Consider the following 25399-nt stretch of genomic DNA (forward strand, 5'->3'; position numbering starts at 1 on the left):
ATGCCCTGCGCCCCACCTCCACCACCCTCACTTCCTGTCGGTACATAGCGGTCGCTAAGGTGGGCGGCGTGGACGTGAATGGGCGCCGGACCGTGGCTTTCGCGTTGTTCCCCGGGGTGACCCAACTGGACCTGACTGGGCCGGCGCAGGTGATGTCCAGATGGCCGGAGACGGACGTGCACTTGGTCGCTGCATCGCTCGACCCCGTGGCCACCGACGCGGGATTCTCCCTGGTACCAACGGCCACCTTCGCGGAGTGCCCTCGCGTCGACGTGCTGTGCGTGCCTGGCGGCGACGGTGTGTTCACGCACCTCGAGGACGAGGATCTGCTTGGGTTCGTTCGCCGCGCCGCCAGTGAGGCGACGTGGGTGACATCCGTGTGCACGGGCGCGTTCGTTCTTGCCGCCGCCGGCCTGCTTACTGGGCGTAGGGCCGCGACGCACTGGGCGTCCCAGGGGCTGCTTGAGCGCCTTGGGGTTGAGGTGGTCGCGGAACGAGTGGTGTTCGATGGGAACGTCGTCACCGGCGGGGGAGTGACGGCGGGGATCGACTTCGCGCTGACGCTTACAGCTGCCGAGCTGGGTGAGGACTTCGCCAAGCGACTCCAGTTGCAGTTTGAGTACGACCCCGCGCCCCCATTCGACGCCGGCTCCCCTGACAAGGCCGATCCGGATCTCGTTGCCGGAATCCGAGCGTTTGTCGAGAGCAGCCGCGCTGAAGCGGTCTCTCGCCTCGCCGCCCGCCTCGCCTGACCCCGGCCGCGCTCCGTTCCGCCGCATCCCCACCTGACCTGCTGTCGGTACATAGCGGTCGTTTCCGCGCGCGAAGCGACGCGGCTGTACCGAGAGGGTGCAAGGGCAGGGGTTGACAAGAGACTGTGACGCGATATATCGTGACCGTGTCGACGAAAGGAGACAGTCATGAAAGACATGAAGCGAGGCGGCAATCGCCGCCATCACAGCTTTGACCCGCGGCCTGAGGGATTCGGCCGCCACCCCGGGTATGGACTCGGCGGGTTTGGTCCCGAGTTTGGGCCGGGTCGTGGGCCGGGCCGCGGACCGCGCGGCGGCCGCAACCGCGGCGACGTCCGCGCCGCCGTGCTCGTGCTGCTCGCCGAGCAACCCCGTCACGGCTATGACCTGATGCGCGCCATCGAGGAGCGCTCGGGAGGCATCTGGTCCCCGAGCCCGGGCTCGATCTACCCGACGCTGCAGGCGCTCGAGGACGAGGGTCTCATCACCTTCGAGACCGTCGAAGGTCGCAAGACCGCGTCCATCACCGACGCGGGCCAGCAGTGGCTCACCGAGCACGGCCCTGAGGCCGACGGCGTGTTCAAGCAGCCAGAGGGCGCAGGCAAGGCCATCGCCCTGCGCCAAGAGATGCACCAGCTGCGTGACGTCGTCATGCTTGCCACCCGTCAGGGTGGCGACACTGCCGACGAGGCGGTGAAGATCCTCGCGCAGGCGCGCAAGGACCTGTACGCACTTCTCGCCGGTCAGTAACACCCGAGGCCGCCTGGCTACACTTGTCCCGCGGATGAGTTGGCCAGGCGGCCGCGTTCTCGGGAAACCGAGACCGAGGAACGTCCGGGCTCCATAGGGCAGGGTGGTGGCTAACGGCCACCCGGGGTGACCCGCGGGAAAGTGCCACAGAAAGCAAACCGCCGCTCGCAGCGTCGGGCGGTAAGGGTGAAAGGGTGAGGTAAGAGCTCACCGCGTCCCTGGTGACAGGGGCGGCACGGCAAACCCCACCCGGAGCAAGGCCAGACAGGAAGCGCTTGAGGGCTGCCCGCCCGAGCTTCCGGGTAGGTCGCTAGAGGCGTGCGGCAACGTACGTCGTAGATGGATGGCCGCCCGGCCCGACGCTGTGAAGAGTCGGGCTAGACAGAACCCGGCGTATCGGCCAACTCATCCGCCCTCGCCGATCACCGGTGGGCTCTTGGCGAACTCCCAGGATTCTGGGAGCCGCCTGTGGACTTCGCGCGTTGGAATCGAGTTGAGACCAACGGAGGCTGACATGGACGACCCCAACGAGATCACGATGAGCGCAACCGCGACCAAGCCGCGGCGCCGACGCGCGCTTATGGGCGCGCTCGCGTTTGCGAGCCTCCTGGCGGTCGGTGCGATCGGCACCGGCATCGCCGCGGCACACGAGGCCAGCAACGAAGCAGTGACGGCCGCGCAGGTCCAGACGCAGGATGACTTCGGCGGATGGGGCGACCAGTGGTCACTCGATGACCTGCAGTCGCTCTACGACCAGTTCGAGCAGTACTGGGGCGGCTCCGGCGGCTACGACCCGCACCAAGACCCGTACCAAGACCCGTACCAAGGCACCGACCCCTACCAAGGCACCGACCCCTACCAGGGCCAGCAGACCCCCGGCGCGTCCCAGGACGAGGCCACCCAGGCCAGCGCGAGCGAGTCCACGGGTGTGGTGATCATCAACACCGAGCTCGGGTACTCGGGCGGCGAGGCCGCAGGCACGGGGATGATCCTCTCGAGCGATGGCTACGTGCTCACGAACAACCACGTGATCGCGAGCTCCACGGAGATCACCGTGACCGACCCGAGCACGGGAAAGACCTACACCGCGACCCTCGTGGGTGCCGACCCCACGCATGACGTCGCGCTCCTCAAGCTCAACGGCGCCTCCGGTCTTGCCACCATCACCGTGGACCAGGACGACACCGAGGCCGTTGGCGACGCGATCACCGCGGTCGGCAACGCGAGCGGCGGCGGCGTGCTCATGGCCGCCGACGGCACCATCACCAACCTCGACGCGTCTGTGACGACCTCAACCACCCAGTACGAGACCGGCGAGACACTCACCGGAACCATCGAGATCTCCGCCGACGTGGTCCCCGGAGACTCCGGAGGCGCGCTGCTCGACAGCGACGGCGAGGTCATCGGCATGAACACCGCAGCCTCGAGTGGCTCCACGGCCACGACCGCCTACGCGATCACCATCGAGGACGCCCTCGCGATCGCCAAGCAGATCAAGGCCGGAGACGAGAGCGGCACCGTGGTGCTCGGATACCCGGCCTTCCTCGGCATCGGGCTCGCGCAGTCCGGCTACCAGGCCGTGAGCGGCGCCTCCGTGGGCGCCGTGTACGACGGCACCCCCGCCGCCAAGGCGGGAATCGAGGCCGGCGACACGATCACCGCGGTCAACGGCACCAAGGTCGCGAGCGGCGACGCACTGGCCGCGGCCCTCGCCAAGAAGGACCCGGGCGACAAGGTGAAGATCACCTGGACCGACACGAACGGCACCAGCCACTCGAAGACCGTGACTCTCGCGGAGGGACCGGCGAAGTAACCCCTACAGCTCCTGCGCCAGGGCCACGATGATGCCGTCTGGCCCGCGCAGGTAGCACAGGCGGTAGGCGTCCTCGTAGCGCGCGATATCGCGCATCAGCGAACCGCCAAGCGGGGCGAGGCGCGCAACGGTCGCATCGATGTCGTCGACCGCGAACATCATCCTGGTGAGCCCAAGGGTGTTGGGCGCCGGAGCCGGCACCGGCACGGCTTCCGGCGAAACGTAGTGGGCGAGCTCCACGCGGCCGTGGCCGTCAGGGGTCACGAGCACCGCGATCTCTGAGGTGACTTCCTCCAGCCCCAGCACCTCGGACACCCACGGCCCGCTCACCGTGTCGCGCCCTTCAACGGCGAGCCCCAGCGCCTCGAAGAACGCCACCGCGGCCTCCAGGTCAGAGACGGTGACGGCGACATTGTCCAAGCGATTGACGGCCATAACCTCGACAATAGACAGCCCAGCGCGCCGCCACCGGCCCGACGCTGGGGCAGGTTACGCTCACCGCGTGAGCACGGCTGGGGGTTCGGGAAGGCCCGACCAACACGGCGCCCCCGGCGCGCGGCGGCCCATGCCGCCGTCGATCCAGCCGCGAAAGCCCACCACGCCGCAGGCGCCACCCCCCACCAGGGCGCCAAGCCAGCGTCCCGCAACCAAGCCGGCGCCAGCGTCGGGCACGCCAAAGGGACCGCCGCAGGGACCGCAGAAGCCGGCGCAGAAGCCAAGGAAAAAGCGCCGCTGGGGGCGGCGGCTGGGCGTCGCCGCAATCGCGCTGCTGCTCGTCGCGCTGACCCTCGCGTTCCTCAGCTATACCTGGATCAACGCCCGCATTCAGCACGTGGACGCGCTGAGCGGCGCGGCGAACACGGCGGGGGAGACGTACCTCATCGTCGGCTCCGATTCGCGCGAGGGCTGGAAGTACGACGACGGGACATCGGGCGCGCGCACCGACACGATCATGGTGCTGCACAAGGCGCCGAACGGCGTCACGAGCCTCATCTCGATCCCACGCGACTCCTACGTCACCATCCCCGGGCACAAGAAGAACAAGATCAACGCGGCGTTCGCGATCGGGGGAGCGCAGCTGCTCGTCGAGACGGTCGAGGAGCTCACCGGGCTCACGATCGACGCCTACATGGAGGTGGGCCTCACCGGCGTTGCGGATCTCGTGGACTCCCTCGGTGGCGTGAAGCTTTGCTACAAGGAGGACGTCGACGACTGGCGCTCCAAGCTCAAGTGGGAGGCCGGCTGTCACGTCGCGGACGGCGACACGGCTCTCGCCTTCGCGCGCATGCGGTACAGCGATCCACTCGGCGATATCGGGCGCGCGGCGCGGCAGCGTCAGCTTGTCGCGGCCGTCGTTGACGGCGTGTTTACCAGGGCCGTTGTCGCGAACCCATTCAAGGCCATGGACGTCGCGGGCGCAGGACTGCAGGCCTTCCGCGTGAGCGACGGCACGGGCCCCTTCGACCTGCTGCAGATAGCGCGCACGTTCCGCTCCGCGCAGGGCGATCAGGCTGTCACGGGCACGCCGCCCATCAAGGACTGGGGCTATCACGTCAAGGGCGTGGGCTCCACGGTGCTCCTCGATCCCGACAAGCTGGACCAGTTCTGGGAGGACGTCGCCACGGGCGCCTTCGAGCCGGGAAGCCAGGTGGGCGGGCTCGAGTAGGTCAGTGCCCGCTGAAGCCGCGCTCGCGCCGCCTTTGCGCATCACCCATGCCCCAGCGCACCGCCTTGGTGGCGATGGCTCCGGCAAGCGGCCCGACGGCGCGGTTGAGCGGCCCTCCAAGGTTCAGTTCCGCTCGCGCCCAGTCGGGCAGCAGCGCCACCGCGCCCGACGCTATGAGGCGGTACGGCTGCCGCGCGGCCCAGGGGAGGGGTGGCTCCTTCAGGAGGAAGGCCGCGGTGTCGAGCGCCGCGGGGCTCGACTCGAGCTCCGGCCTGTAGGCGTCGATGAACTGCTCCAGCTCCGCGACCGTGCGCGGCACGTCCACGGCGCCCAGCGCCATCGCCACCCGCCCGGACTGGGCCACGTACTCGTCGGCCCCTGCCGCGTCGAGGGGCCGTTCCCCGTACCGCTGGTGGGCGGCGAGGAAGGAGTCCGCCTCCGCGATGTGCACCCAGGTCAGCAGGTGCGGATCGCTCGCGCGGTAGGGACGGCCGTCGGCGGTCTTTCCGCGCACCCGGTCATGCGCGGCCCGCACGCGGTCCACCATGGCCTGCGCGTCTTCGGCCGCCCCAAAGGTGGTGAACGCGAGGAACGTCGAGGTGCGCGCGAGGCGCCCCCACGGGTCGCCGCGATACCCGGAATGCCCGGCGACCCCCGCCATCGCGAGCGGGTGCAGCGACTGCAGCAGCAGCGCGCGCAGGCCGCCAACATACGCAGACGCATCCCCGTGAACGCGGCGAATGGCGCTACCGGGTTCGAACCAGCGCGGCCCAGGCGTGCCGTGGACGCGCGCCCGCGCAGCGGGCCCCTCGGGGCCCGCGACGCGCTCAAAGAGCGCCTCGCCCAACCGGTCCCGAAGTCTTGTCACACAGCCAGTATCGCCCGTGGAACCGCGCGCGTTAGAACTCCTTCGCCACCTGCGCCAGCAGCCGCGCGCCGTAGCCGGTCGCGCCCGTCGTGCGCCACGACTCGTCGGCCTCGGCCTGCATTGTTCCTGCTATATCCACATGCGCCCACGGCGTGTCGCCAACGAACTCGTTGAGGAACAGCGCGGCCGTGGTCGCTCCGGCGAAGGTTCCGCCAAGGTTGGCGATGTCGGCAATGTCGGAGTCCAGCTGCTTGCGGTACTTCTTCTCGAGAGGCATCTGCCAGACGGGCTCGTCCACAACTTCCGCCGCCGCCTTCACCTGATCCACGAGGTCCTGGTCGTTTCCGAACAGGGCCGCGCGCGACTTGCCGAGCGCCATCAGCGCCGCCCCGGTGAGCGTCGCGATGTCGATGACCGCATCCACCTCGTCCTCGGTGGCGAGCACGAGGCCGTCCATCATCACGAGGCGACCCTCAGCGTCGGTGTTCTTGACCTCAACGGTCTTGCCGCCGCGCGCAACGAGCACGTCGCCGAGCTTGGTGGCGGAGCCGGACGGCATGTTGTCCGTGCACATGAGCCAGCCGGAGACGTTCGCCGTGACGCCGAGATCGCGCAGCGCGGTGAATGCGCCGAGCACGGCCGCGGCACCGCCCATGTCGATTTTCATGAGCAGGTGCATCGGGTCCGACGGCTTGAGCGAGATGCCGCCGGAGTCATACATGATGCCCTTGCCCACGAGCCCCAAATGGCGGTCACCGCCTCCGCGATAGCGCAACACCACCATCCGCGGCTCCTCTGTGCTGCCCGCGTTGACGCCCAGCAGCCCGCCGCAGCCGAGCTCGATCAGAGCCGCCTTGTCGAACACCTGCACCTCGAAGCCGTACGCGGCGCCGAGGCGTTGGGCCTCCTCGCCGATGTTCGTGGCCGTGAGGAAGCCGGCGGGGGTGTTCGCGAGGTCGCGAGCGATGATCGCCGCTCGCACGCCCGGTTCGGCGGCCGCTATACCCGACGCTGTGGTCGCCTCATCCGCCCCCCTCACCACGATCGTGAGCGCGCCAAGCGAGCGATCCTTGGGCTCGGCCTGCAGCGAGCGGTAGCGGTACCGCGCCAGCTGAGCCCCTCCGCGACAGCCTGCGCCACGGCGGCGTCGTCGAAGCCGAGCCCGTCGGTCACGATGGCGAGGTTGGTGCCCTTCTTGGCGGTCGCCCGCGACGCCGCTGCCGCGGCGTCGCGAATTCCGTCGATCGTGACATCGTCGCTGGAACCGAGCCCAACGAGCACCACCGGCGTGCCGCCGGAGGCGAAGACGAAACTGGACCCGGCGTCGGCCTCAAACCCCGCGGCGGTGAGGTCGGAGCGAGAGGCGCCAATGCCGTCGGGCAGGTCACCGTCAGAGGTGACGAGGTGAGCCACGCTGTCCACCGAGTCGGGGACCGCGGTTGCCACGGCCACCTGGGGGAGAGCCGCGAGCCCCTGAAGGGGAGTGAAGCCTTCCGGAACGAGTTTGTGAGGTGCGTAGGTCATGACGACTCCCTTGCCGGTCAATTCTTCAATTGCGAGCCTAGTCGCTGCGGCTGCACCGTGGCGCCCGCTACTGTGGCCAGTGTGACGCCGATCGAGATCACCTTCATCATCTTGGGGCTCGCGGTGGTTGCGTTCATGACCGGCAGAATTCCGATCGCGATCGTCGCCGTCGGCGTGTCCGTCGCCCTGTGGGCTACCGGGGTGCTCGAGCTCAACCAGGCTCTCGCCGGCTTTGGCGATCCCACGGTGATCTTCATCGCGAGCCTGTTCATCGTCAGCGACGCCCTCGATGCGACCGGCGTGACCGCGTGGGCGGGGCAGCAGGCCGTCACGCGGGGCGGCACCAAACGCGTCCCGCTGCTCATCACGGTCAGCCTGCTCGTTGCTCTGCTCACCGCCCTGATCTCGGTGAACGGCGCGGTCGCGGCCCTGGTGCCGCTCGTCGTGGTCGTCGCCGTTCGCGCGGGCCTTTCGCCCTCGCAGCTGCTCATGCCCATGGCGTTCGCGGCGCACGCGGGATCCCTGCTTGCGCTGACCGGAACTCCGGTCAACATCATCGTGTCCGAGGCGGCGGTCGATGCCGGCGAGCGGCCCTTCGGCTACGTCGAGTTCGCGTGGGTCGGCATCCCGCTCGTCGTGGGCTCGATCCTCATCATGGCGCTGTTCGGCGGCAAGCTCTTGCCGCACCACAACCCGGCCGAGCTGCCTGCGGACATCGCGGCGCTCACGCTTGCGCTGCGGGCGGAGTACGTCGTTCCCGACGAGCAGGAGCTCATCGGCACGGTCAAGGGCGTGACGGAGGTGGTGATCCCGCCGCGCTCCGAGCTCATCGGCACGCATCTCTTCGCGGGGCAGGCGACGCCATCCGGCGACCTCGTGGTGCTCGGCGTCAACCGGGGAGGCGAGCCCGTTGACGGCCCCAGCGCCGTGCTCGCGGCCGGCGATTCCGTGCTCGTGCGCGGGACGTGGGCGCACCTGGAGCAGCACACGTCCGGCCCAGACGTTCTCGTGGTCAACGACCCCGTCAGCCTGCGCAAGTCGGTCCCGCTGGGCCCGGGAGCCAAGCGCGCGATCGTCATCCTCGTGGCGATGGTGCTGCTGCTCGTCACCAACGCGGTGCCGCCCGTGATGGCGGGCCTGCTCGCCGCCGGCGCCGTCATCCTCTCGGGTGTCTTCACGCCCCTCCGCGCGTACAAGGCGGTGCAGTGGACCACCGTGCTGCTCGTCGCCGGCATGATTCCGCTGTCCACGGCCTTCACCTCAACGGGAGCCGCGGACCTCATCGCGACCCACCTGATGGACGCCATCGGCAACGCCCCCGCGCAGGTGGCGCTGCTCGCTATCTGCCTGCTCACCATGGTGCTCGGCCAGCTCATCTCCAACATGGCCACCGTGCTCATCATGCTGCCTATCTCGGTGGCGCTCGCCCACGACCTGAACCTGTCCGTGCTCCCGTTCCTGATGGCGCTCACGGTCGCGGGGGCAGCGGCCTTCCTGACGCCCGTCGCGACCCCGGCGAACACGATGATCTATGAGCCGGGCAACTACAAGTTCGGCGATTACTGGAAGCTCGGCCTCCCTTTGCTCTTGCTGTTCCTCGCAGTCGCAGTGCTGCTCGTGCCGGTCATCTGGCCCTTCTAGGAGAAGCTCATGAATCCCATCGTCGCCTTCGTGATCGTCATGGCCGTGTGGACCGTCGCTGAGTTCGTCTCGCGAAAGTCGAAGGGCCTGCTCTCGAGCCTGCTGATCGCCTCCGTCATCTTCCTCGTGGGATTCATGACCGGCGTGTTCCCCGACGACCTGCTCACGGCGTCGTCCCTGCTTGCCCTCGCGGGCGTCGTGGTGGGCTTCATCATCGTCCACCTGGGTACGATGATCAGCCTCGATGACTTCAAGAAGCAGTGGCGCACGTTCGTCATCGGCGTCGCAACCGTGGCCGGCATCGCGGCGTTGCTGTTCGTCGCCTTCGCCATCTTCGGCATCGACGGCACCGAGGGAGCGTACGACGGCCTCGTCTCGACCGGCCGTGACTACATGATCGCGGGTATCGGCGCGCTGTCCGGCGGCACGATCTCCGTGATCATCGTGCAGGACGCCGCGCTCGGGGCTGGCCTCACGACAGTGGCGGCGTTCCCCGTGCTGATCGTCGCCATCCAGGGGCTCATCGGCTTCCCGCTGACGTCGGTACTGCTGCGCAGGGAGGCCAAGCGGCTCAAGGGCGAGTACGCGGAGGGCGCCCTCGTGGCCCCCGAGGAGCCGGACGAGTCCGCGCCGGCACCCACGATCCTGCCCAAGGCCTTCCTCAACACGCCCGGAACCCTCCTCGTCACGGGGATCGTGGTGCTCATCAGCCTGGGGATCAACAACCTCACGAACGGGTACCTCAACACCTTCGTGATCGCGCTGATCTTCGGCGTGCTGCTGCGCACCACCCGCGTGTTCAAGCCCATGGTGCTTGCGGGAATTGACTCGTTCGGCCTGATGATGCTCGCCATCCTGATCCTGGTGTTCGGCCCGCTCGCCACGCTCGAGCCGAACGACCTCGTGTCACTCGCCAAGCCCCTGATCATCGTATTCGTGTTCGGTCTGGTGGGGATCTTCGCGGTGGCCGGGCTGGTTGGCAAGCTTCTCGGCTACTCCACAGCGATGGCGATCTCGATCGGCCTCTCGGCGCTGTACGGCTTCCCCGGAACGATGGTCCTCTCGCAAGAGGCGGCCCGCGCGGCCGCTGACGATGAGGACGAGCGCAAGGCGATCGAGGGCTCGATCCTGCCCAAGATGATCGTCGCCGGCTTCTCGACCGTCACGATCACGTCGGTGGTGGTCACCGGCATCATCGCCTCCGGTATCGGCTCGTGATCGACCGGTAGGCTTGACGGTCGTGAACCTCACGTCCGGCCGATCGCGCGATCTGCTGACGATCTGGACCGTGCTGCTGCTCGTGTCCGGGCAGGGGTTTCGCTACCTCATGGGCGTGGCGGGCTACGCCGCACTGGCCGTTCTCACCGTGGTCGCCCTGTTCCTGGCCTTCCGCCCAACGTGGACCAAGCTCAAGCCCCCGCTGCTCATCGGCTGCTTCGTGGGTCTCGCCGCTCTCACGATCCTGTGGTCGGGGACGCGCGCCATCACGGCGCTTGCGGTCGGGACCCTCGTTCTGACGACCGCGATCGCGCTCATGACCGCACGGGGCACCACGAGCGGCCACTTTATGGTGCTGCTATACCGCGGCCTCCAGGCGAGCCTCGCCGCCGGGATCGCATTCGAACTCGTCGTCGCGATCTTTGTTCGCCACCCCATCCCTCCGCTCGTGAGCGACTTCGCCAAGGTCGCCTCGGAGCACGCCTCCGACACGGACAGATGGTGGTCGGAGAACCTGCTGTTCGAGGGCGGCCCCATCCAAGGCTTCGTGGGCAACCGCAACCCGTTCGGCGCGATCGCGCTGCTTGCGGGGATCATGGCCGTGATCATGCTCTTTGAGCGGCGGGTGAGGAGGGCCGACGCTCTCGTCACCGTTGTCGCCGCCCTTGCCGTTCACCTCTTGACGCGTTCGGCGACGGTGACGGTGGCCATCCTCTACGTGTTGGTGCTCTCGGGCGCCGCGATCGCGATCCGGCGGGCTCCCGTGCGGTGGAAGCGACCCATCTCCTTCACCACCCTGGCGCTCACGGCCGCGGGCGCCGTCCTCACGATCAAGTACAGGGACCTGATCTTCGAGGCGCTCGACCGTTCGCCTGATGCCACGCATCGTGCCGACATCTGGGAGCAGGTGGTCCACTTTGCGATCCAGCGCCCAGAAGGGTGGGGCTACGTGGGGTACTGGCCCATCTGGGACGAACCCTATAAGTCCATCGTCGACTCGACGGGGGTCGTCGCCGCCCACGCGCACAACGCCTACCTCGACGCGTGGCTCCAGACCGGGCTGATCGGGATGGTGCTGTTCCTCGTCATCATGGTGCTGCTGTTCGGCGGGACGTGGCGTCTGGTGGAGCGCGCCTCGCGCGGCGACACCTACATCCCGCTCGCGTGGGCGCTGCTAGCTGCCGCGATGGCCATTCAGGGGCTCACCGAGTCGCGCCCGCTCGTGGAGGGCGGGTGGTACCTGATCGTCGCCCTGTTCTGCCTTGGCCCGCAGCTGTTCACCCTGACCATCGTGGACGAGGAACTCGTGCACTACGGCTCACGGGATCGCGAGCCCGCGCCGAAGTGGTGGACCCGCGATCAGTCCTGAGGCGTGGACTTCTTGGCCTGCTTCTTGTGGTGCTCCTCCTCCGCCTTCACGCGCGCGGCGGCGTAGGCCGCCGCGCCGCTGATGCCGGCGGAGTTGAAGAGCTCCGCGGGGATGATGGGCGCGCGCAGCCGCAGCTTGGGCAGGAACATCTCATGCTCCTTGGAGACGCCGCCGCCCACGATGATGAGGTCCGGCCACAGGAGCTTCTCCATCTCCGTGTAGTACGCCTGCAGCTTCGCGATCCACTGATCGTCGGTGAGGTTGTGGCGCTCGCGAGCCGACTCCGCCGCGTACTCCTCCGCATCCGCGCCATCGATCTGGAGGTGGCCCAGCTCGGTGTTGGGCACCAGCACGCCGTCGACGATGAGGGCGGTGCCTATCCCCGTGCCGAGCGTCGTCATCAGCACCACGCCTTCGCGCTTGTGCGCCGCCCCATAGAGGAACTCGGCGTATCCGGCGGCGTCTGCGTCGTTCAGCACGTGAACGTCATGCCCCGCGTAGTCACGGACGATGCGACGCAGGTCCGTGCCGATCCACGACGGGTCCACGTTCGCCGCAGTCTTCACGATGCCGTTCTGGACCACGCCGGGGAACGTCACGCCAACCGGCGTCTTCTTGCTCGGCTCAAAGACGGCTATCACCTGCGCGACCACCCTGGCCACAGCGTCGGGCGTCGAGGGCTGGGGCGTGGGAATGCGGTGCCTGTCGTGGAGGAACTCGCCGGTCTTGAGGTTGACGGGCGCCCCCTTGATGCCCGATCCGCCAATGTCGACACCCAATGCGATGTGCTTGCTCATGGCAGCGTCAGAACCTCCGGTCCGTTCTCCGTGATGTGAATCGTGTGCTCAAACTGGGCCACCCACGAACCGTCGTCGGTGACGACCGTCCAGCCGTCGTCCCACTCGTGGTTGGCCTGAGAGCCCATGCACAGCATGGGCTCGACGGTGAAGACCATGCCCACCTCGATGACGTCCGCGTGGTACGGCGCGGCATCGTAATGCGGGATGACGAGTCCGGTGTGGAACGCGGGCCCAACGCCGTGACCGGTGTAGTCGCGCACGGACTCGAGGCCATTGCGTGCGGCGAACTTCTCGATGACCCGGCCGATGATGTTGACCTCGCGGCCGGGCTGGGCGGCATTGATGCCGCGCATCGTCGCCTCGCGTGCGACCTCGACGAGCCGGCGAGACTCCTCGGTACCCTCGCCCGCGATGAAGGTGCCGCAGTTGTCGCCGTGCACGCCGTCGAGGAAGGCCGTGATGTCCACCTTGACGACGTCGCCGTCCTCGATCACCGTGGAATCCGGGATGCCGTGGCAGATGACCTCGTTCACCGAGGTGCACACGGACTTGGGGAAGGGCGGGCGGCCGGCGGAACCGGGATAGCCCAGCGTGGACGGGTACGCCCCATGCTCGAGCATGTACTCGTGGCCGATTCGGTCCAGCTCGTCCGTCGTGACGCCCGGACGCACGTTCTCGCCCACAAGCGCGAGCGCCTGCGCGGCCACGTGCCCGGCCGCACGAATCCGCTCAACGGTGTGAGCGTCGTGCACGTCCCCGCCCTGCCAGCGGTCCGCGCGCTTCTGGCCAACGTAGGGCGGCCGCGCGATCGAGTTCGGCACCGGCCTGACCGGCGAGACGACACCCTTGGTGATCATTGCGCGTACTGAAGCCACACCTGGCAGTCTATTCATGGAGGCGATGACCGTGACAGATGCGACCGAAGGCAAGACCGAGTACTACTTCAACACGAGCACGCAGATGGTGGAGAAGGGCCGGCAGAGCTCCTGGGAGCACCTCATGGGCCCCTACGACACCCCTGAAGAGGCGGCAAACGCCATGGAGATCGCGAAGAAGCGGTCCAAGGCGTGGGATGACGACGACAAGGCGTGGGGCGGCGAGGACTCCTAGCCCCGGTTTCGCGAGGCCCGACGCTCTGGTCGGCTACTCGTCGAAAGTGTGGCTGGGTGCGGGGAACGCGCCGCCCTTGACCTCGGCGACGTAGCCGGCCGCAGCGTCGGACATTGCCTGGCCCACCGCGCCGAACTGCTTGGAGAAGCTGGGGTGCCAGTCGCCGACCCCGGCGGCGTCGAGCCACACGAGCACCTGCCCGTCCGTGTGCGGGCCCGCGCCGATGCCGATCGTGGGGATGTCGAGCGCGACCGTGAGCTTCTCCGCGACGGGAGCGATGACCATCTCGAGCACGATCGCGAACGCTCCCGCCTCCTGCAGCGCGAGCGCATCGGCGAGCATCTCGTCGTACGCGCCGTCGCCGCGGCCCTGAATGCGGCGGCCGCCGAGCGCGTTCTCGCTCTGCGGCGTGAATCCGAGGTGGCCCATGAACGGGATGCCGGCGTCGGTCACCGCCTTGACCTGGCGCGCAATGCGGCGGCCGCCCTCGAACTTCACGGCGGTGGCGCCCGTGCGCTTGACCATGTCGACCGCGCTCGCGACCGCCTGCTCGGGCCCCTGCTCGTAGGAGCCGAACGGCAGGTCCGCGACCACGAAGGCACGCTCGGCGCCGCGGGCGACCGCGCGCACGAACGGCACCATCTCGTCCACGGTGAGCGGCTGGGTGGAGTCGTAGCCGAGGATGTTGTCCGCGAGCGAGTCGCCAACGAGCAGCACGTCAACGCCTGCCGCGTCGAATGCCCGGGCGGTGGGGTAGTCGTACGCCGTGAGCATGGTGATCTTCTCGCCGCGCTGCTTCATCTCGCGGAAGTGGTGGATGCGGACCTTGGCCATGCGCACAACCTTACGGCCCGCGCCACCCGCTCTCACTTCCTGTCGGTACATAGGGGCCGCTTCGCTGGCGTGAAACGACCTGTGTGTACCGACAGGGTGATGGGCGGGCGCGGCACCTTTCCGTGGCATGGCCCGACGCGAGCGGGCGGGTCTAGACCTCGCGCCAGCGGCTGGTCACAGGCAGCCGACGATCGCGGCCGAACGCGAGAGCCGTCACCTTGGGCCCAAGCGGGTATTGGCGGCGCTTCCACTCGGCGCGGTCGACGAGCTGGAGCACGCGGTCAACCACGGCCGAGTCGTACCCCCTGGCAAGCAGCTCCTCGCGGCCCTCGGCGTGCTCGACGTATGCGTCGAGCACCTCGTCCAGGAGGTCGTATGGCGGGAGCGAGTCCTGGTCCAGCTGGCCGGGGCGGAGCTCCGCCGACGGCGGCTTCGTGATCGAGTTCTCCGGGATGGGCGGCTGCTCTCCGCGCGCCTCGGCGAGCCCGTTCCGCCACCGCGCGAGCTGCCACACGCGGGACTTGTCCACGTCCTTGAGGGGGCGAAGCCGCCAATGGAGCCCGCGTCGTAGATGGTCGCGTACCCGGTCGCCAGCTCGGACTTGTTGCCGGGTGCGATGACGAGATGCCCCTCGCGGTTGGAGATGCCCATGAGGATTACGCCGCGCACGCGCGCCTGCAGGTTCTCCTCGGCGACCCCCGTCAGCGCGAGCTCACCCTGGAACGCCTCCACGATGGGTGCGATCGGCTGCACGCGGTAATCCGCGCCGATGCGTTTGGCGAGGTCGGCGGCGTCATCTCGAGAATGGTCCGAGGAGAACGTGGACGGCATCGAGACGCCGACGACGTTCTCGCCGCCGAGCGCGTCCGCCGCCATCGCCGCGGTGAGCGCCGAGTCGATGCCGCCGCTCATTCCGAGCACCACGGACGAGAAGCCGTTCTTGAGCACGTAGTCGCGCAGGCCCGTGACGCAGGCCCGGTAGACCTGCTCGTCGTCACTCGCGAAATCAACAACTGAGGCTTGATTGCCGTCAAGATCGAGCACGAGCAACGCATCCTCGAACCCGCCCGCGTTGGCCAGCCACGCCCCGTCGGCCCCGACCACGAATGAGTGGCCATCGAAGACGAGGTCGTCCTGCCCTCCCCACATGTTCACGTAGGCGAGGGGTGCGTCCACCTGAGCGGCCCGACGCCGTGCCAGCTTCGTGCGGACGCGCCCCTTTCCCTCCTCGAAGGGGGAGCCGTTGAGCACCGCGAGCAGGTCCAGGTTTGCGCCCTCGAGAGCGGCCACAGGACCGCCGTCCTGCCAGATGTCCTCGCAGATGACCACCCCTATACGACGCCCATGTACCGACAGGATGCAGGCGCTGTCGCCGGGGGCGAAGATGCGGCGCTCGTCGAACACGCCGTAGTTGGGCAGGTGGTGCTTGTCGTACGTCGCGATCACCTGGCCGCCCTTGGCGACGATCGCGCGATTGGTGGGACGGCCGTCGGGCCCGGTGCCAAGGGAACCGAAGACCACGGTGAGGTCGCCAAACTCCGCCAGCTGCTCCACGACGTCCGCCGCCGCGGCCGCCGCGGCGCGCTGGAAGCTCGCGCGCAGCGCGAGGTCCTCGATGGGGTAGCCGGTGACCACCATCTCCGGCAGCAGCACGAGGTGCGCGCCGGCCTCGTGGGCGGACCGCGCGGCGTTCACCACGAGTGCCGCATTACCAGCGATGTCACCCACGCACGGGTTGACCTGGGCGAGGGCTATCCGGAGCGTCGGCATGGCGCCAGCCTACGCGGCGGGCACCGTGCCGCAACGTCACACAATCGACACATCGATAGGGCAGGATGGGCACATGGACAAGCAGCAGGAGTACGTGCTTCGCAGTGTCGAGGAGCGCGACATCCGTTTCATTCGCCTGTGGTTCACGGATGTTCTCGGCATCCTCAAGTCCGTGGCGATCGCGCCCGCGGAGCTCGAGAACGCGTTCAGCGAGGGCATCGGCTTCGACGGCTCGGCCGTGGAGGGGCTCACTCGCGTCTACGAGGCGGACATGATCGCCAAGCCGGACCCCGCGACGTTCCAGATCCTGCCGTGGCGCGGCGACCGGCAGGGGGCCGCGCGCATGTTCTGCGACATCTACACGCCCGACGGCGAGGCCGCCCTGAGCGACCCCCGTCAGGTGCTCAAGCGAACCCTCGACAGGGCCTCCGAGCAGGGCTTCACGTTCTACACGCACCCGGAGATCGAGTTCTACCTCTTCGAGCCTCCGGTTGAAGGGCAGCCGCCCAAGCCCGTTGACCAGGCCGGATACTTCGACAACGTGCCGCGCGGCACGGCGCACGAGTTCCGCCGCACCGCGATCACGATGCTCGAGAGCATGGGCATCTCCGTGGAGTTCAGCCACCACGAGGCGGGACCGGGTCAGAACGAGATCGACCTGCGCTACGCCGACGCGCTCACCATGGCCGACAACATCATGACGTTCCGCACGGTCATCAAGGAGGTGGCGCTCGAGCAGGGCGTGTTCGCCTCCTTCATGCCCAAGCCGCTCGCGAACGGCCCTGGCTCCGGCATGCACACCCACCTGAGCCTGTTCGAGGGCGACCGCAACGCGTTCTACGAGTCGGGGGCCGATCACCAGCTCTCCGCGGTCGCGCGCCAGTTCATGGCCGGCCTGCTCACGCACGCCCCGGAGATCACGGCGATCACCAACCAGTACGTGAACTCCTACAAGCGCCTGTGGGGAGGCGCGGAGGCGCCGTCGTACGTGTGCTGGGGCTCGAACAACCGCTCCGCCCTGGTGCGCGTGCCGATCCACAAACCGGGCAAGGGCCAGTCGACGCGGGTCGAGTACCGCGCGATGGATCCGGCGGTGAACCCCTACCTGGGGTTCGCGCTGCTGCTCGCGGCCGGGCTCAAGGGGATCGAGGGTGGCTACGAGCTGCCCGATGGCGCCGAGGACGACGTGTGGGGAGCTCTCCCCGCAAGAGCGGAGGGCGATGGGCTATGAGCCGTTGCCGGCCTCGCTCGCGGACGCCGTGGCGATCATGGAGAAGTCCGAACTCGTGGCCGAGACGCTCGGCGAGCGGGTCTTCGACTTCGTGCTGCGCAACAAGCGCGCCGAATGGGAGGCCTACCGGGCCCAGGTGACGCCGTTCGAGCTCCAGCAGTACCTCGCGGTCCTCTAGGGGCCGTGCACTGCGTCGCTAGGGTGGTTGCGTGAGCACCCGCGAAGTTTCGCTCGCCACTCTGCTGCGGCGATCCGGCGTCGCGGATCCCGAACGCGCCGAGCGGATCCTCGGGCAGATCGTCGAGATCACCGGCGTCACCATCGACGACCCGCCACACGCGCTGTCATACCTGGCAGATCCCGACGCTGGGCTGCTCCAGCTGCTGCGCCTCGCCGAGTCCGCACGGGACGCGGGAGTCCTCGATGCGCTTGGCGCGCTACGCGAGTCGATCGCGGGCGGCAAGTTCGGCGTTCTGCTCGGCGGCTCGATTGCTCTGGGCGACTTCCTGATCCGCCACCCTGAGTTTGTTCGCGACTTCAGCGAGTGGCCCGCCGACGCGAGCTTCGCCGAGGTGGACGTGCGAGCGGCGCTGCTCGAGGCCGTCGGCGCGGACCCCGCCTCACCATCTCCCGTGGCGGCACTGCAAGGGCCCGACGCTGTTGCGGCCATGCGCGTCGCCTACCGCCGCGCTCTGCTCAGGATCGCGGCGGACGACCTGTTCTCGCACGAGCCGACCACACTTTTCCCCGCCGTCGCGGCCGCGCTCGCCGACCTGGCCGGGGCTGCGCTCGAGGCCGGCCTCGCGATCGCGCGGGCGGGCGAGCCGGAGCACGCGAAGACCCGCCTCGCGATCATCGGGATGGGAAAGTGCGGCGGGCGCGAGCTCAACTACGTCTCGGACGTCGACGTGATCTTCGTCGCGGAACCGGGGGGGGGGGCGGCGAAGAGGAGTCGATCCGCATCGCCACCCGCCTCGCGACCGTTGCGGCGCGCGCGTGCGACTCCGCCGGCGCAGAACCGCCGCTATGGCAGGTTGACGCGGCGCTGCGCCCCGAGGGCAAGGACGGGCCCTTGGTGCGCAATGTGGCGTCCCACAAGGCGTATTACGAGCGCTGGGCACAGACGTGGGAGTTCCAGGCGCTCCTCAAGGCGCGCCCCATCGCGGGCGACGCGGAGGTGGGCGAGGCGTACCTCGATGCGGTCTGGCCGATGGTGTGGACCGCGGTGGAGCGCGAGGGCTTCGTCGAGTCCGCGCAGGCGATGCGAAGGCGCGTCGAGGAGCACGTGCCGAGGGATCAGTCGGAGCGGCAGATCAAGCTGGGCCCCGGGGGACTCAGGGACGTCGAGTTCACCATTCAGCTGCTGCAGCTCGTCCACGGGCGCGCAGACCCCTCCCCTGAGGCTCCGAGGCACGCTCGAGGCGCTGCACGCGCTGCGGGCCGGCGGCTACGTGGGCCGCCGCAGGCGGCCGCCATGGACCGCGCGTATCGCCAGTTGCGCGTATGGGAACACCGGCTGCAGCTGCGGAAGCTCTCGAGGACCCACCTGATGCCCGCCGACGAGGACGGGCTGCGCGTGCTCGCGCGGGCCTCCGGGTTCGCCACCGTTGAGTACATGGGCGAGGTGTGGGCAGATACCAGGCGCGATGTCAGGGCGATGCACCTCGAGATGTTCTACCGGCCCATCCTTCCGGTGGTTGCGCGGCTCAGCGCGGACGAGGCCGCGCTCGATGACGAGGCCGCTCGCGCCCGCCTCGCCGCCGTCGGTTTCCGCGACCCCGTGGACGCGCAGCGGCACATCGTGGCGCTCACGGACGGAGTATCGCGGCGGGCGCTGATCCAGCGACAGCTGCTGCCCGCGATGATCGGCTGGTTTGCGCAGGGAGCGGATCCGGACGCGGGCCTGCTCGCGTTCCGCCAGTTGAGCGACCAGGTGGGAGAGGCGCACTGGTACCTCAAGCTGCTGCGCGACTCGGGAACGGCCGCCGAACGGCTCGCGCGGCTCCTGTCCACCTCCGCCTATGCGGCGAGGGCGCTGCTGTCGTCCGCAGAGTCCGTCACGTGGCTCGACGACGACGCCCAACTCGAGCCGCGGGACTTTGAGCGCCTGTGGCGAGAGGTCGACGCCATCCTCACCCGCTCCAACGACCGCGACCAGGCGATGACCGCGCTGCGCGGGCTGCGCCGCCGCGAGCTCCTGCGGATCGCGGCCGCGGACGCCCTTGGCCTCATCAACCCCTCGGACGCGACGGAGGCCGTGACCGCAACGGCGGACGTGCTCGTCGAAGGCGCCCTGCGCGTGGCTCGGCACGTGGTGACCGAGGAGCGCGGCAAGGACGCGATGCCCAAACGGATGATCGTGGTCGCGATGGGTCGCTTCGGCGGCAGGGAGATGACCTACACGTCCGACGCTGACGTCCAGTTCGTATGGGACGGGCAGGCGGAGGGCGCGCAGGCGAGCGCGGTGCAGGTGGCCGTAATGGTTCGGCAGTTGCTGCAGTCGGTGGGCCCGCAGCCGCCGCTGACAATTGACGCCGACCTGCGGCCGGAGGGCAAGAGCGGCCCGCTCGCGCGCTCGCTCGAGTCGTGCGTCGAGTACTACGCCCGCTGGTCCGATCCATGGGAGGCGCAGGCACTGCTGCGCGCGCGGCCCTGCGCAGGCGACGAGAAACTGCGTGCGGACTTTGTCGCCGCGATCGAGCCCGTGCGCTTCCCCAAGTCCTTGCCCGACGGCGCGCTCAAGCAGATGCGCACGCTCAAGGCGCGGATGGAGTCGGAGAGGCTCCCGCGCGGCGTTGACCCGCGCCGGCACCTGAAGCTTGGGCCCGGCGGGCTGTCCGACGTCGAGTGGACGGTGCAGCTGATCCAGCTGCAGCACGGGCACGACCACCCCTCGCTGCGCACAACGCAGACCCTTGCCGCGCTCGACGCGGCGCGCGAAGCCAAACTGCTCTCGGCGTCGGACGCAGACACCCTTGCCGAAGCATGGAGGCTCGCCACCGACCTGCGCGGGGCGATGGCGCTGCGCGGAGCTGCCAAGGACACCGACGTGCTGCCAAGCGACGTGCGCGAGCTTGGGATACTAGCGGACATCACGGAGTCCCAGCTCACCGGAGCGCAGCTGGACGAGGCGTACGCGAGGGCCGCGCGGCACGCGCGCGCCGTCACCGAGCGCGTCTTCTACGGATGGAACACGCCGTGAGGCTCGTCAGAACGCTCGCGTCTGCACTGTGTATCGTGCTGGGGGCGTTGCTGATCGCGACGTGGGCTGCGAGCGTCGCCGCGCTCGATGCGATTGAGAACGGCACGGTCATCGAGGACGCGACGGCGCGCGCGATCACCACGGACCTCGCGCAGAAGGCGTTGGTCGACAACGGCACCACGGCCGTCCTCGATGCCCTCGCGGACCAGGGCATCGATACCGATACCCCTGGAATTGAGGGCATTACCAGGGGGATCATCGAGTCGATAGTGAGTTCGGACGCGTTCGTCAATGTGGTGCACTCGCAGACCAAGTCGATCCGAGAGCAGATGGTCGCGGCCCTTAACGGCGAAGGCTCTGGCGCCATCAGCGTGTCCCTCGACTTCAGCGACCAGGTCAACGCGCTCTTGGGAGAGATACCAGTGATCGGCGACTCGCTGCCGCAGATTTCGGTTCCGGGCGTGCCGGTCCAGATCATGGACGAGGACACCGCGGACACGGCGCGCACCACGTGGCACTGGCTGCATATCGCCCAGCAATGGTTCGGCTGGATCGGCCTCGCCCTGCTCGCGGTCGGCATTCTCGTGAGCTTCCGCAAGCGCTGGTTCCTGGCGAAGGTCTCGCTCGCGGTGGGGGTCATGAGCGGACTCATCTGGCTCGCGATGCGCGCCCTTGAGCCGCAGACGCTTGCGGAGCGCCTCCCAGGCGGCGGGGTCTCGGACGCCATCGTCATCGAGATCGTCAATCACGCAAAGGGCACGGTGGCCACAGCGATGGGATACGTGGCGCTGGGTGCCATGATTGTCTCATTGGTGCTGTTTACCCTCGCAGCTCGCGGACGAAAAGGCTTAAGCCATGAAGACCTTCCGCATTATCGGCGCAGCCTTCATGGTGCTGCTCGGCTCGATGGTCCTCGTGCTGTGGTCCGTAGCCGGGAAGGCCGTGTCGGCTATTGAGTCGGGTGAGGCGGCGAACAACATCACCCAGAAGCTGCTCGACGACCCCAACTTCTCTTCGATCGCCGCCGAAGCCGTGGTCGCGAACCTCGAGAAACAGACCGAGGGGCGCTTCATCAACCGCATCATCGTGGCCTTCGGCCCCGAGTTGGAACAGATCGTCAAGAACGTCCTCGAGTCCGACCGGGTCAACGAGGCCGTCACCAACTCAGTGGACAAGGTCTCGACCCAGCTGACGCAAGAGCTGACGGAGCCCAACCGCCCGTCCGGCCCCTTCACGCTCACGATCGACGTCAGCGATCGCGTCAACCAGCGCATTGACGAGATTCCGGTAGTCGGCACCTTCATCCCCGACGTGACGATCCAGCCCATTCAGAAGGAACTGATCGACGCGCAGACGTTCGATCAGATCCGCGGCTACTACGCCGGTGTGAAGCTCGTCGCTTCGTGGGGCTTCCTCGTTGGGCTGGCGCTCATTGTGGGCGGCTTCTTCGTCGCGCCGCGCAGCCGCTGGTACTGGCCGCAGGCCGCGCTCGCCGTCGGCTTCATCGTGTTGGCCGTGTCCATCGCCATTCGACGCGTCGTGCCCGCACAGATCGTCAAGTCCCTGCCGGGCAACACCACTGGCGGCCCCGCGTTCGTGAAGGACTTCCTGTCATCGAATGCCACGGGCCCCATCGCGTCGCGCCTGCTCGCGATGGCCGTGTGGGCGATCGTGCTCGCCGTGCTGTTCTGGGCGATCGCGCGACTGCTGCCCGGGTTCCGGGACAAGTACCTCGTGGCCACTCCCGCGGGTGCCGTGGTGAGCGCGCCCGACGCTGTTGTTGCGGACGCGGTCGTCGTCGCCCCAGCGGTCGTCACCGAGACGGTGGTTGTCGAGTCCGAGCCGTCCTCTCCGGCGACCGAGCCTGAACCAGCGCCCGTCGCCAAGGCTCCCGCGCGCAAGACTCCAACAAAGACCACGCCCGCAAAGGCCACGCCTGCCAAGGCAACCCCTGCGAAGAAGGCGACCCCAGCGTCGGCCGCTCCCAAGCCGAAGCCCACGCGCACGCGCAAGCCCCCCGCCGCGTCGGGCGACACCCCAAGCGAGTAGCTATCGAGGCTGCTGCAGGGCGCGAGTGGAGCGGCGCACCACCAGCTTGATCGGCACGGAGAAGTGCTCCTTAGCGACCTCTTCGCCGTCGAGCTCGCGCAGGAGCGCCTCGGCGGCGAGGCGTCCCTGCGCCTCGGGGAACTGGGCGACGGTCGTGAGGCCCCAGAACTCGCCGAGCGTGTGGCCGTCGATGCCGATGACAGACAGGTCCACGGGGATCTCGCGGCCAAGGTCGCGGGCGGCGAGCAGCGCGCCCATGGCCATCTCGTCCGACGCGCACACGATCGCGGTCGGCGCCACCGCTGGGTCGCCGAGAAGCTGCAGCGCCGCCTGATAACCGCCATCCATGGTGAAGTCGCCAGTGCGCACGAGCCGGTCGTCCACGGGCAGCCCGGCGTCCCGCAGCGTGGCCTCGTAGGCGGCGCGGCGCTTGGCGCCCACGCGGAAGTCGCGGTCCAGCGCGGGATCCCCGCCGATATGCGCGATGACGGTGTGGCCGAGCGAGATCACGTGCTGGGTCGCGAGGCGCACCGCAGCCTCGTCGTCGATCGCGAGAGTGCGGATTCCGGCGAGGCGCCCACCGACACCCACCACCGGCTTGTTCAGGGCGTGGAGGTCGTCGAGCTCGCGGTCCGTCAGCTCTAGGGAGACGGCGATGAACGCGTCGACGCGCTTGCGACGCAGCACCTCGTCAAACAGGCGCTGCCTGCGCTCCGTGGCACCGCTCGCCTCCGACTGGTCGAGGTGGTAGACGGTGAGGTCGTAGCCGGCGTCCGCGAGAGTCGCATGGGCGCCCGCGAGCACGCGCGTGAAGAACCAGCCCGTCAGGAACGGCATCACGATGCCAACGTTGCGCGTGCGGCCGGATGCCAGGGACGATGCCGTCGCTGAGACTACGTAACCGAGCTCCTTGGCCGCAGCCTCGACGCGCGCGCGCGTCTCTGGGGAGACCGATGCCTTGCCTGCCAGGGTGCGCGACACCGTGGCGGTGGAGACACCCGCTAGTTCGGCAACTTTCTGGATCTTGGCCATGGCAGGCTCACCCTATCGGCGCGACAGCCACACGGTTGTGTCCTTGGGGACCGTGTCGGCAACGGGGCCCGACGCTGCGAGGACTTCGCCGTCGATCGTCACCGGGGCGCCGGAGATGTTGGCGATGACGCGCACGTCCCCGTTGTCGAAGGCGAGCACCCCGGTTCCGAGCTCGAGCCACTCGATCGATCCGGAGCCGAGCCCGTGCTCGCCGCGCAGGCGGATGGCCGTGCGATACAGCTCGAGCGTGGAGGAGGGGTCGCCAGACTGGACGTCGCGCGCCAGGCCGGCCCAAGCGTCGGGCTGCGGGAGCCACGTGGCGCCGCTGGCGTTGAAGCCGTATGCGGGGCCCTTCGCCTCCCACGGCAAGGGAACGCGGCAGCCGTCGCGGCCGTAGCGCTCGTGATTGGTGCGGAACCATGTCGGGTCCTGGCGGGCCTCGTCGGGAATGAACACGTGTTCGGGAAGGCCCAGCTCTTCTCCCTGGTAGATGTACGCGCTGCCGGGGAGCGCAAGCATCATGAGGGTCGCGGCGCGAGCCCGCTTGAGCCCCAGGTCGGGGATGGGCAGGCCGGGCGAGTCGGGGCCGATGCCGTGGCCCTGCGGGTTCTCGGCGCTCAGGGCGAGGCGGCTCGCGTGGCGCACGACGTCGTGGTTGGACAGGACCCAGGTGCTGGGCGCGCCCACTTCGGCGAAGGCGTCGAGCGACTCGTCGATCATCTTGCGCTGCTCGCGCGCGTCCCACGGAGTCTCGAGGTACGGGAAGTTGAACGCCTGGTGCATCTCGTCGCTGCGCACCCAGCGGGCCATGCGGGAGAGCGGGTAGATCCAGGCCTCCGCGACGAGGACGCGATCGTGCCCATAGGACTCGAGGAGGGCGCGCCAGCGTCGCCAGACGTCGTGCACGCCCTCTTGCCCAAAGTAGGGCGTCGCGTGGAACTCGTCGCCGCCCATCGACCCGCCCCCGCACTGGGGAAGTGGTCTGGAAGCCCCTCCTCCTTGATGAGGCCGTGCGCGACGTCCACCCGGAAGCCGTCCACGCCGCGGTCGAGCCAGAAGCGCAGGATGTCGTCGAACTCGCCCTGGACGTCCGGGTGGGACCAGTTGAGGTCCGGCTGGGTGGTGTCGAAGAGGTGGAGGTACCACTGGCCCGGCGTGCCGTCCGGGCGGGTCTCCTGGTCCACGCGGGACCGCCGAAGATCGAGGTCCAGTTGTTCGGGGGCTCGGAGCCGTCCATGCCGCGGCCGTCCCTGAAGATGTAGCGGTGGCGGGCGGGGAGTCCGCGGGAGCGACCCGCGCTTCTTGAAACCACACGTGCTCGCTCGACGTGTGATTGGGCACCATGTCGACGATGACGCGCAGGCCGAGCTCGTGGGCGCGGGCGAGGAGGTCATCGGCGTCGGAGAGCTTTCCGAAGAGCGGATCGACGTCACGGAAGTCTGCGACGTCGTAGCCGCCGTCGTGCTGGGGAGAGACATAGAAGGGAGAAAGCCAGATCGCGTCGACCCCGAGATCGCGAATGTGCTCGAGTCTGCTCGTTATACCTGGCAGATCGCCGATCCCGTCGCCGTTTCCGTCCGCGAACGAGCGGGGGTAGATCTGGTAGATGACCGCGTCTCGCCACCACTCGGTGCTTGTTGAAGCGGGGACAGGGGACGGGGCCACGGTGCTCACAGGCACCAATGTAAACGCTTACGCAACCCCGCGCAATCGCCGCGGCGAACGCCTTGCCCGGCCCCAGCGTCGGGCCGAATGGGAGGCTCGGCCAAG

Annotated in this window: 19 protein-coding genes, 1 other RNA gene and 4 pseudogenes; 13 read left to right on the forward strand and 11 right to left on the reverse strand. The window is 68.6% G+C overall.

Features of this window, described 5'->3' with window-relative positions; all coding sequences use genetic code 11:
* Positions 1–68: 68 nt before the first annotated feature.
* From NVV57_10930 to NVV57_10945, 4 genes are all read left to right on the forward strand, one after another.
* Positions 69–752 carry a DJ-1/PfpI family protein gene (locus NVV57_10930; GenBank protein MCR6713166.1) on the forward strand — a complete coding sequence of 228 codons (684 nt, stop codon included), beginning with the start codon at positions 69–71 and terminating at the stop codon, positions 750–752.
* 168 nt (positions 753–920) lie between these two features.
* Complete coding sequence (locus tag NVV57_10935; GenBank protein MCR6713167.1) at positions 921–1502, forward strand: PadR family transcriptional regulator; 582 nt, start codon at positions 921–923, stop codon at positions 1500–1502.
* 35 nt (positions 1503–1537) lie between these two features.
* Positions 1538–1914, forward strand: an RNA gene (gene rnpB, locus NVV57_10940) — RNase P RNA component class A.
* Between the two features lie 102 nt (positions 1915–2016).
* Positions 2017–3315 carry a S1C family serine protease gene (locus tag NVV57_10945; protein ID MCR6713168.1) on the forward strand — a complete coding sequence of 433 codons (1299 nt, stop codon included), beginning with the start codon at positions 2017–2019 and terminating at the stop codon, positions 3313–3315.
* A gap of 3 nt (positions 3316–3318) precedes the next feature.
* Here NVV57_10945 and NVV57_10950 read toward each other — a convergent pair whose 3' ends face one another.
* Positions 3319–3750: a VOC family protein gene (locus NVV57_10950; protein MCR6713169.1), complete on the reverse strand. Its 432-nt coding sequence runs from the start codon at positions 3748–3750 to the stop codon at positions 3319–3321.
* A gap of 67 nt (positions 3751–3817) precedes the next feature.
* Here NVV57_10950 and NVV57_10955 point away from each other — a divergent pair, with 67 nt between their 5' ends.
* A complete protein-coding gene (locus NVV57_10955; GenBank protein MCR6713170.1) occupies positions 3818–4981 on the forward strand; it encodes an LCP family protein in 1164 nt (387 codons plus the stop codon).
* 1 nt (position 4982) lies between these two features.
* Here NVV57_10955 and NVV57_10960 read toward each other — a convergent pair whose 3' ends face one another.
* The 3 genes from NVV57_10960 to NVV57_10970 are packed head-to-tail and all read right to left on the reverse strand — an operon-like array spanning position 4983 to position 7373.
* The gene (locus tag NVV57_10960; GenBank protein ID MCR6713171.1) at positions 4983–5849 is read right to left on the reverse strand and encodes a DUF2236 domain-containing protein; all 867 of its coding nucleotides are present in this window, start codon (positions 5847–5849) and stop codon (positions 4983–4985) included.
* Between the two features lie 31 nt (positions 5850–5880).
* Positions 5881–6888: a M17 family metallopeptidase gene (locus NVV57_10965; GenBank protein ID MCR6713172.1), complete on the reverse strand. Its 1008-nt coding sequence runs from the start codon at positions 6886–6888 to the stop codon at positions 5881–5883.
* On the reverse strand, positions 6885–7373 hold the full coding sequence (locus tag NVV57_10970; GenBank protein MCR6713173.1) for a hypothetical protein: 489 nt from the start codon (positions 7371–7373) through the stop codon (positions 6885–6887). The genes NVV57_10965 and NVV57_10970 overlap by 4 nt, the downstream gene beginning before the upstream one ends.
* Before the next feature lie 81 nt (positions 7374–7454).
* Between NVV57_10970 and NVV57_10975 the strand changes: the two genes are divergently transcribed.
* Genes NVV57_10975 through NVV57_10985 form a run of 3 tightly spaced genes read left to right on the forward strand, consistent with a single transcriptional unit; the run spans position 7455 to position 11601 of the window.
* Positions 7455–9014 (forward strand): SLC13 family permease, encoded by a 1560-nt coding sequence (locus NVV57_10975; GenBank protein ID MCR6713174.1) that lies wholly within the window; start codon positions 7455–7457, stop codon positions 9012–9014.
* Positions 9015–9023: 9 nt separating this feature from the next.
* Positions 9024–10232 (forward strand): hypothetical protein, encoded by a 1209-nt coding sequence (locus NVV57_10980; protein MCR6713175.1) that lies wholly within the window; start codon positions 9024–9026, stop codon positions 10230–10232.
* Between the two features lie 22 nt (positions 10233–10254).
* Positions 10255–11601 carry an O-antigen ligase family protein gene (locus NVV57_10985; protein MCR6713176.1) on the forward strand — a complete coding sequence of 449 codons (1347 nt, stop codon included), beginning with the start codon at positions 10255–10257 and terminating at the stop codon, positions 11599–11601.
* Here the strand turns inward: NVV57_10985 and NVV57_10990 are convergent.
* Both NVV57_10990 and map read right to left on the reverse strand, forming a co-directional pair.
* Positions 11592–12398 carry an ROK family protein gene (locus tag NVV57_10990; protein ID MCR6713177.1) on the reverse strand — a complete coding sequence of 269 codons (807 nt, stop codon included), beginning with the start codon at positions 12396–12398 and terminating at the stop codon, positions 11592–11594. The two genes, NVV57_10985 and NVV57_10990, sit on opposite strands and share 10 nt — an antisense overlap.
* Positions 12395–13258, reverse strand: coding sequence for a type I methionyl aminopeptidase (map, locus tag NVV57_10995; GenBank protein ID MCR6713178.1), 864 nt, complete (start codon positions 13256–13258; stop codon positions 12395–12397). The genes NVV57_10990 and map overlap by 4 nt, the downstream gene beginning before the upstream one ends.
* A gap of 43 nt (positions 13259–13301) precedes the next feature.
* On the opposite strand from map, the gene NVV57_11000 reads away from it, so the two are divergent.
* Positions 13302–13511, forward strand: coding sequence for a hypothetical protein (locus tag NVV57_11000; GenBank protein MCR6713179.1), 210 nt, complete (start codon positions 13302–13304; stop codon positions 13509–13511).
* 33 nt (positions 13512–13544) lie between these two features.
* Here NVV57_11000 and panB read toward each other — a convergent pair whose 3' ends face one another.
* The 3 genes and pseudogenes from panB to nadE all read right to left on the reverse strand — a co-directional run bounded on the left by panB (position 13545) and on the right by nadE (position 16115).
* Positions 13545–14345, reverse strand: a complete 801-nt coding sequence (panB, locus tag NVV57_11005) for a 3-methyl-2-oxobutanoate hydroxymethyltransferase (GenBank protein ID MCR6713180.1) — start codon at positions 14343–14345, stop codon at positions 13545–13547.
* Positions 14346–14496: 151 nt separating this feature from the next.
* The gene (locus NVV57_11010) at positions 14497–14859 is read right to left on the reverse strand and encodes a hypothetical protein (protein ID MCR6713181.1); all 363 of its coding nucleotides are present in this window, start codon (positions 14857–14859) and stop codon (positions 14497–14499) included.
* 104 nt (positions 14860–14963) lie between these two features.
* Positions 14964–16115: pseudogene (gene nadE, locus NVV57_11015) on the reverse strand (NAD(+) synthase).
* 73 nt (positions 16116–16188) lie between these two features.
* Between nadE and glnA the strand changes: the two are divergent.
* From glnA to NVV57_11035, 4 genes and pseudogenes are all read left to right on the forward strand, one after another.
* Positions 16189–17524 (forward strand): annotated as a pseudogene (gene glnA / locus NVV57_11020) (type I glutamate--ammonia ligase).
* A 31-nt stretch (positions 17525–17555) separates the two neighbouring features.
* Positions 17556–20548 (forward strand): annotated as a pseudogene (locus NVV57_11025) (bifunctional [glutamine synthetase] adenylyltransferase/[glutamine synthetase]-adenylyl-L-tyrosine phosphorylase).
* A complete protein-coding gene (locus NVV57_11030; protein ID MCR6713182.1) occupies positions 20545–21504 on the forward strand; it encodes a hypothetical protein in 960 nt (319 codons plus the stop codon). Before NVV57_11025 ends, NVV57_11030 begins: the two are co-directional and overlap by 4 nt.
* Positions 21404–22597 carry a hypothetical protein gene (locus NVV57_11035; protein MCR6713183.1) on the forward strand — a complete coding sequence of 398 codons (1194 nt, stop codon included), beginning with the start codon at positions 21404–21406 and terminating at the stop codon, positions 22595–22597. The genes NVV57_11030 and NVV57_11035 overlap by 101 nt, the downstream gene beginning before the upstream one ends.
* On the opposite strand, the gene NVV57_11040 is transcribed toward NVV57_11035, so the two are convergent.
* Entirely contained in the window at positions 22598–23629 is a 1032-nt protein-coding gene (locus NVV57_11040) for a LacI family transcriptional regulator (protein ID MCR6713184.1), read from the reverse strand.
* Between the two features lie 12 nt (positions 23630–23641).
* Positions 23642–25294 (reverse strand): annotated as a pseudogene (locus tag NVV57_11045) (glycoside hydrolase family 13 protein).
* Positions 25295–25399: the final 105 nt, after the last annotated feature.

This window comes from Demequina sp. (assembly GCA_024707205.1).
Taxonomy (GTDB): domain Bacteria; phylum Actinomycetota; class Actinomycetes; order Actinomycetales; family Demequinaceae; genus Demequina.

What these genes read in the sequence shown, in the direction of transcription:
- NVV57_10935 (MCR6713167.1), top strand. Translation starts at nt 921, where the DNA reads ATGAAAGACATGAAGCGAGGCGGCAATCGCCGCCATCACAGCTTTGAC.
- NVV57_10945 (MCR6713168.1), top strand. Translation starts at nt 2,017, where the DNA reads ATGGACGACCCCAACGAGATCACGATGAGCGCAACCGCGACCAAGCCG.
- NVV57_10950 (MCR6713169.1), bottom strand. Translation starts at nt 3,750, where the DNA reads ATGGCCGTCAATCGCTTGGACAATGTCGCCGTCACCGTCTCTGACCTG.
- NVV57_10970 (MCR6713173.1), bottom strand. Translation starts at nt 7,373, where the DNA reads ATGACCTACGCACCTCACAAACTCGTTCCGGAAGGCTTCACTCCCCTT.
- NVV57_10980 (MCR6713175.1), top strand. Translation starts at nt 9,024, where the DNA reads ATGAATCCCATCGTCGCCTTCGTGATCGTCATGGCCGTGTGGACCGTC.
- NVV57_10990 (MCR6713177.1), bottom strand. Translation starts at nt 12,398, where the DNA reads ATGAGCAAGCACATCGCATTGGGTGTCGACATTGGCGGATCGGGCATC.
- map (MCR6713178.1), bottom strand. Translation starts at nt 13,258, where the DNA reads ATGATCACCAAGGGTGTCGTCTCGCCGGTCAGGCCGGTGCCGAACTCG.
- NVV57_11000 (MCR6713179.1), top strand. Translation starts at nt 13,302, where the DNA reads ATGACCGTGACAGATGCGACCGAAGGCAAGACCGAGTACTACTTCAAC.
- panB (MCR6713180.1), bottom strand. Translation starts at nt 14,345, where the DNA reads ATGGCCAAGGTCCGCATCCACCACTTCCGCGAGATGAAGCAGCGCGGC.
- NVV57_11035 (MCR6713183.1), top strand. Translation starts at nt 21,404, where the DNA reads ATGAAGACCTTCCGCATTATCGGCGCAGCCTTCATGGTGCTGCTCGGC.
- NVV57_11040 (MCR6713184.1), bottom strand. Translation starts at nt 23,629, where the DNA reads ATGGCCAAGATCCAGAAAGTTGCCGAACTAGCGGGTGTCTCCACCGCC.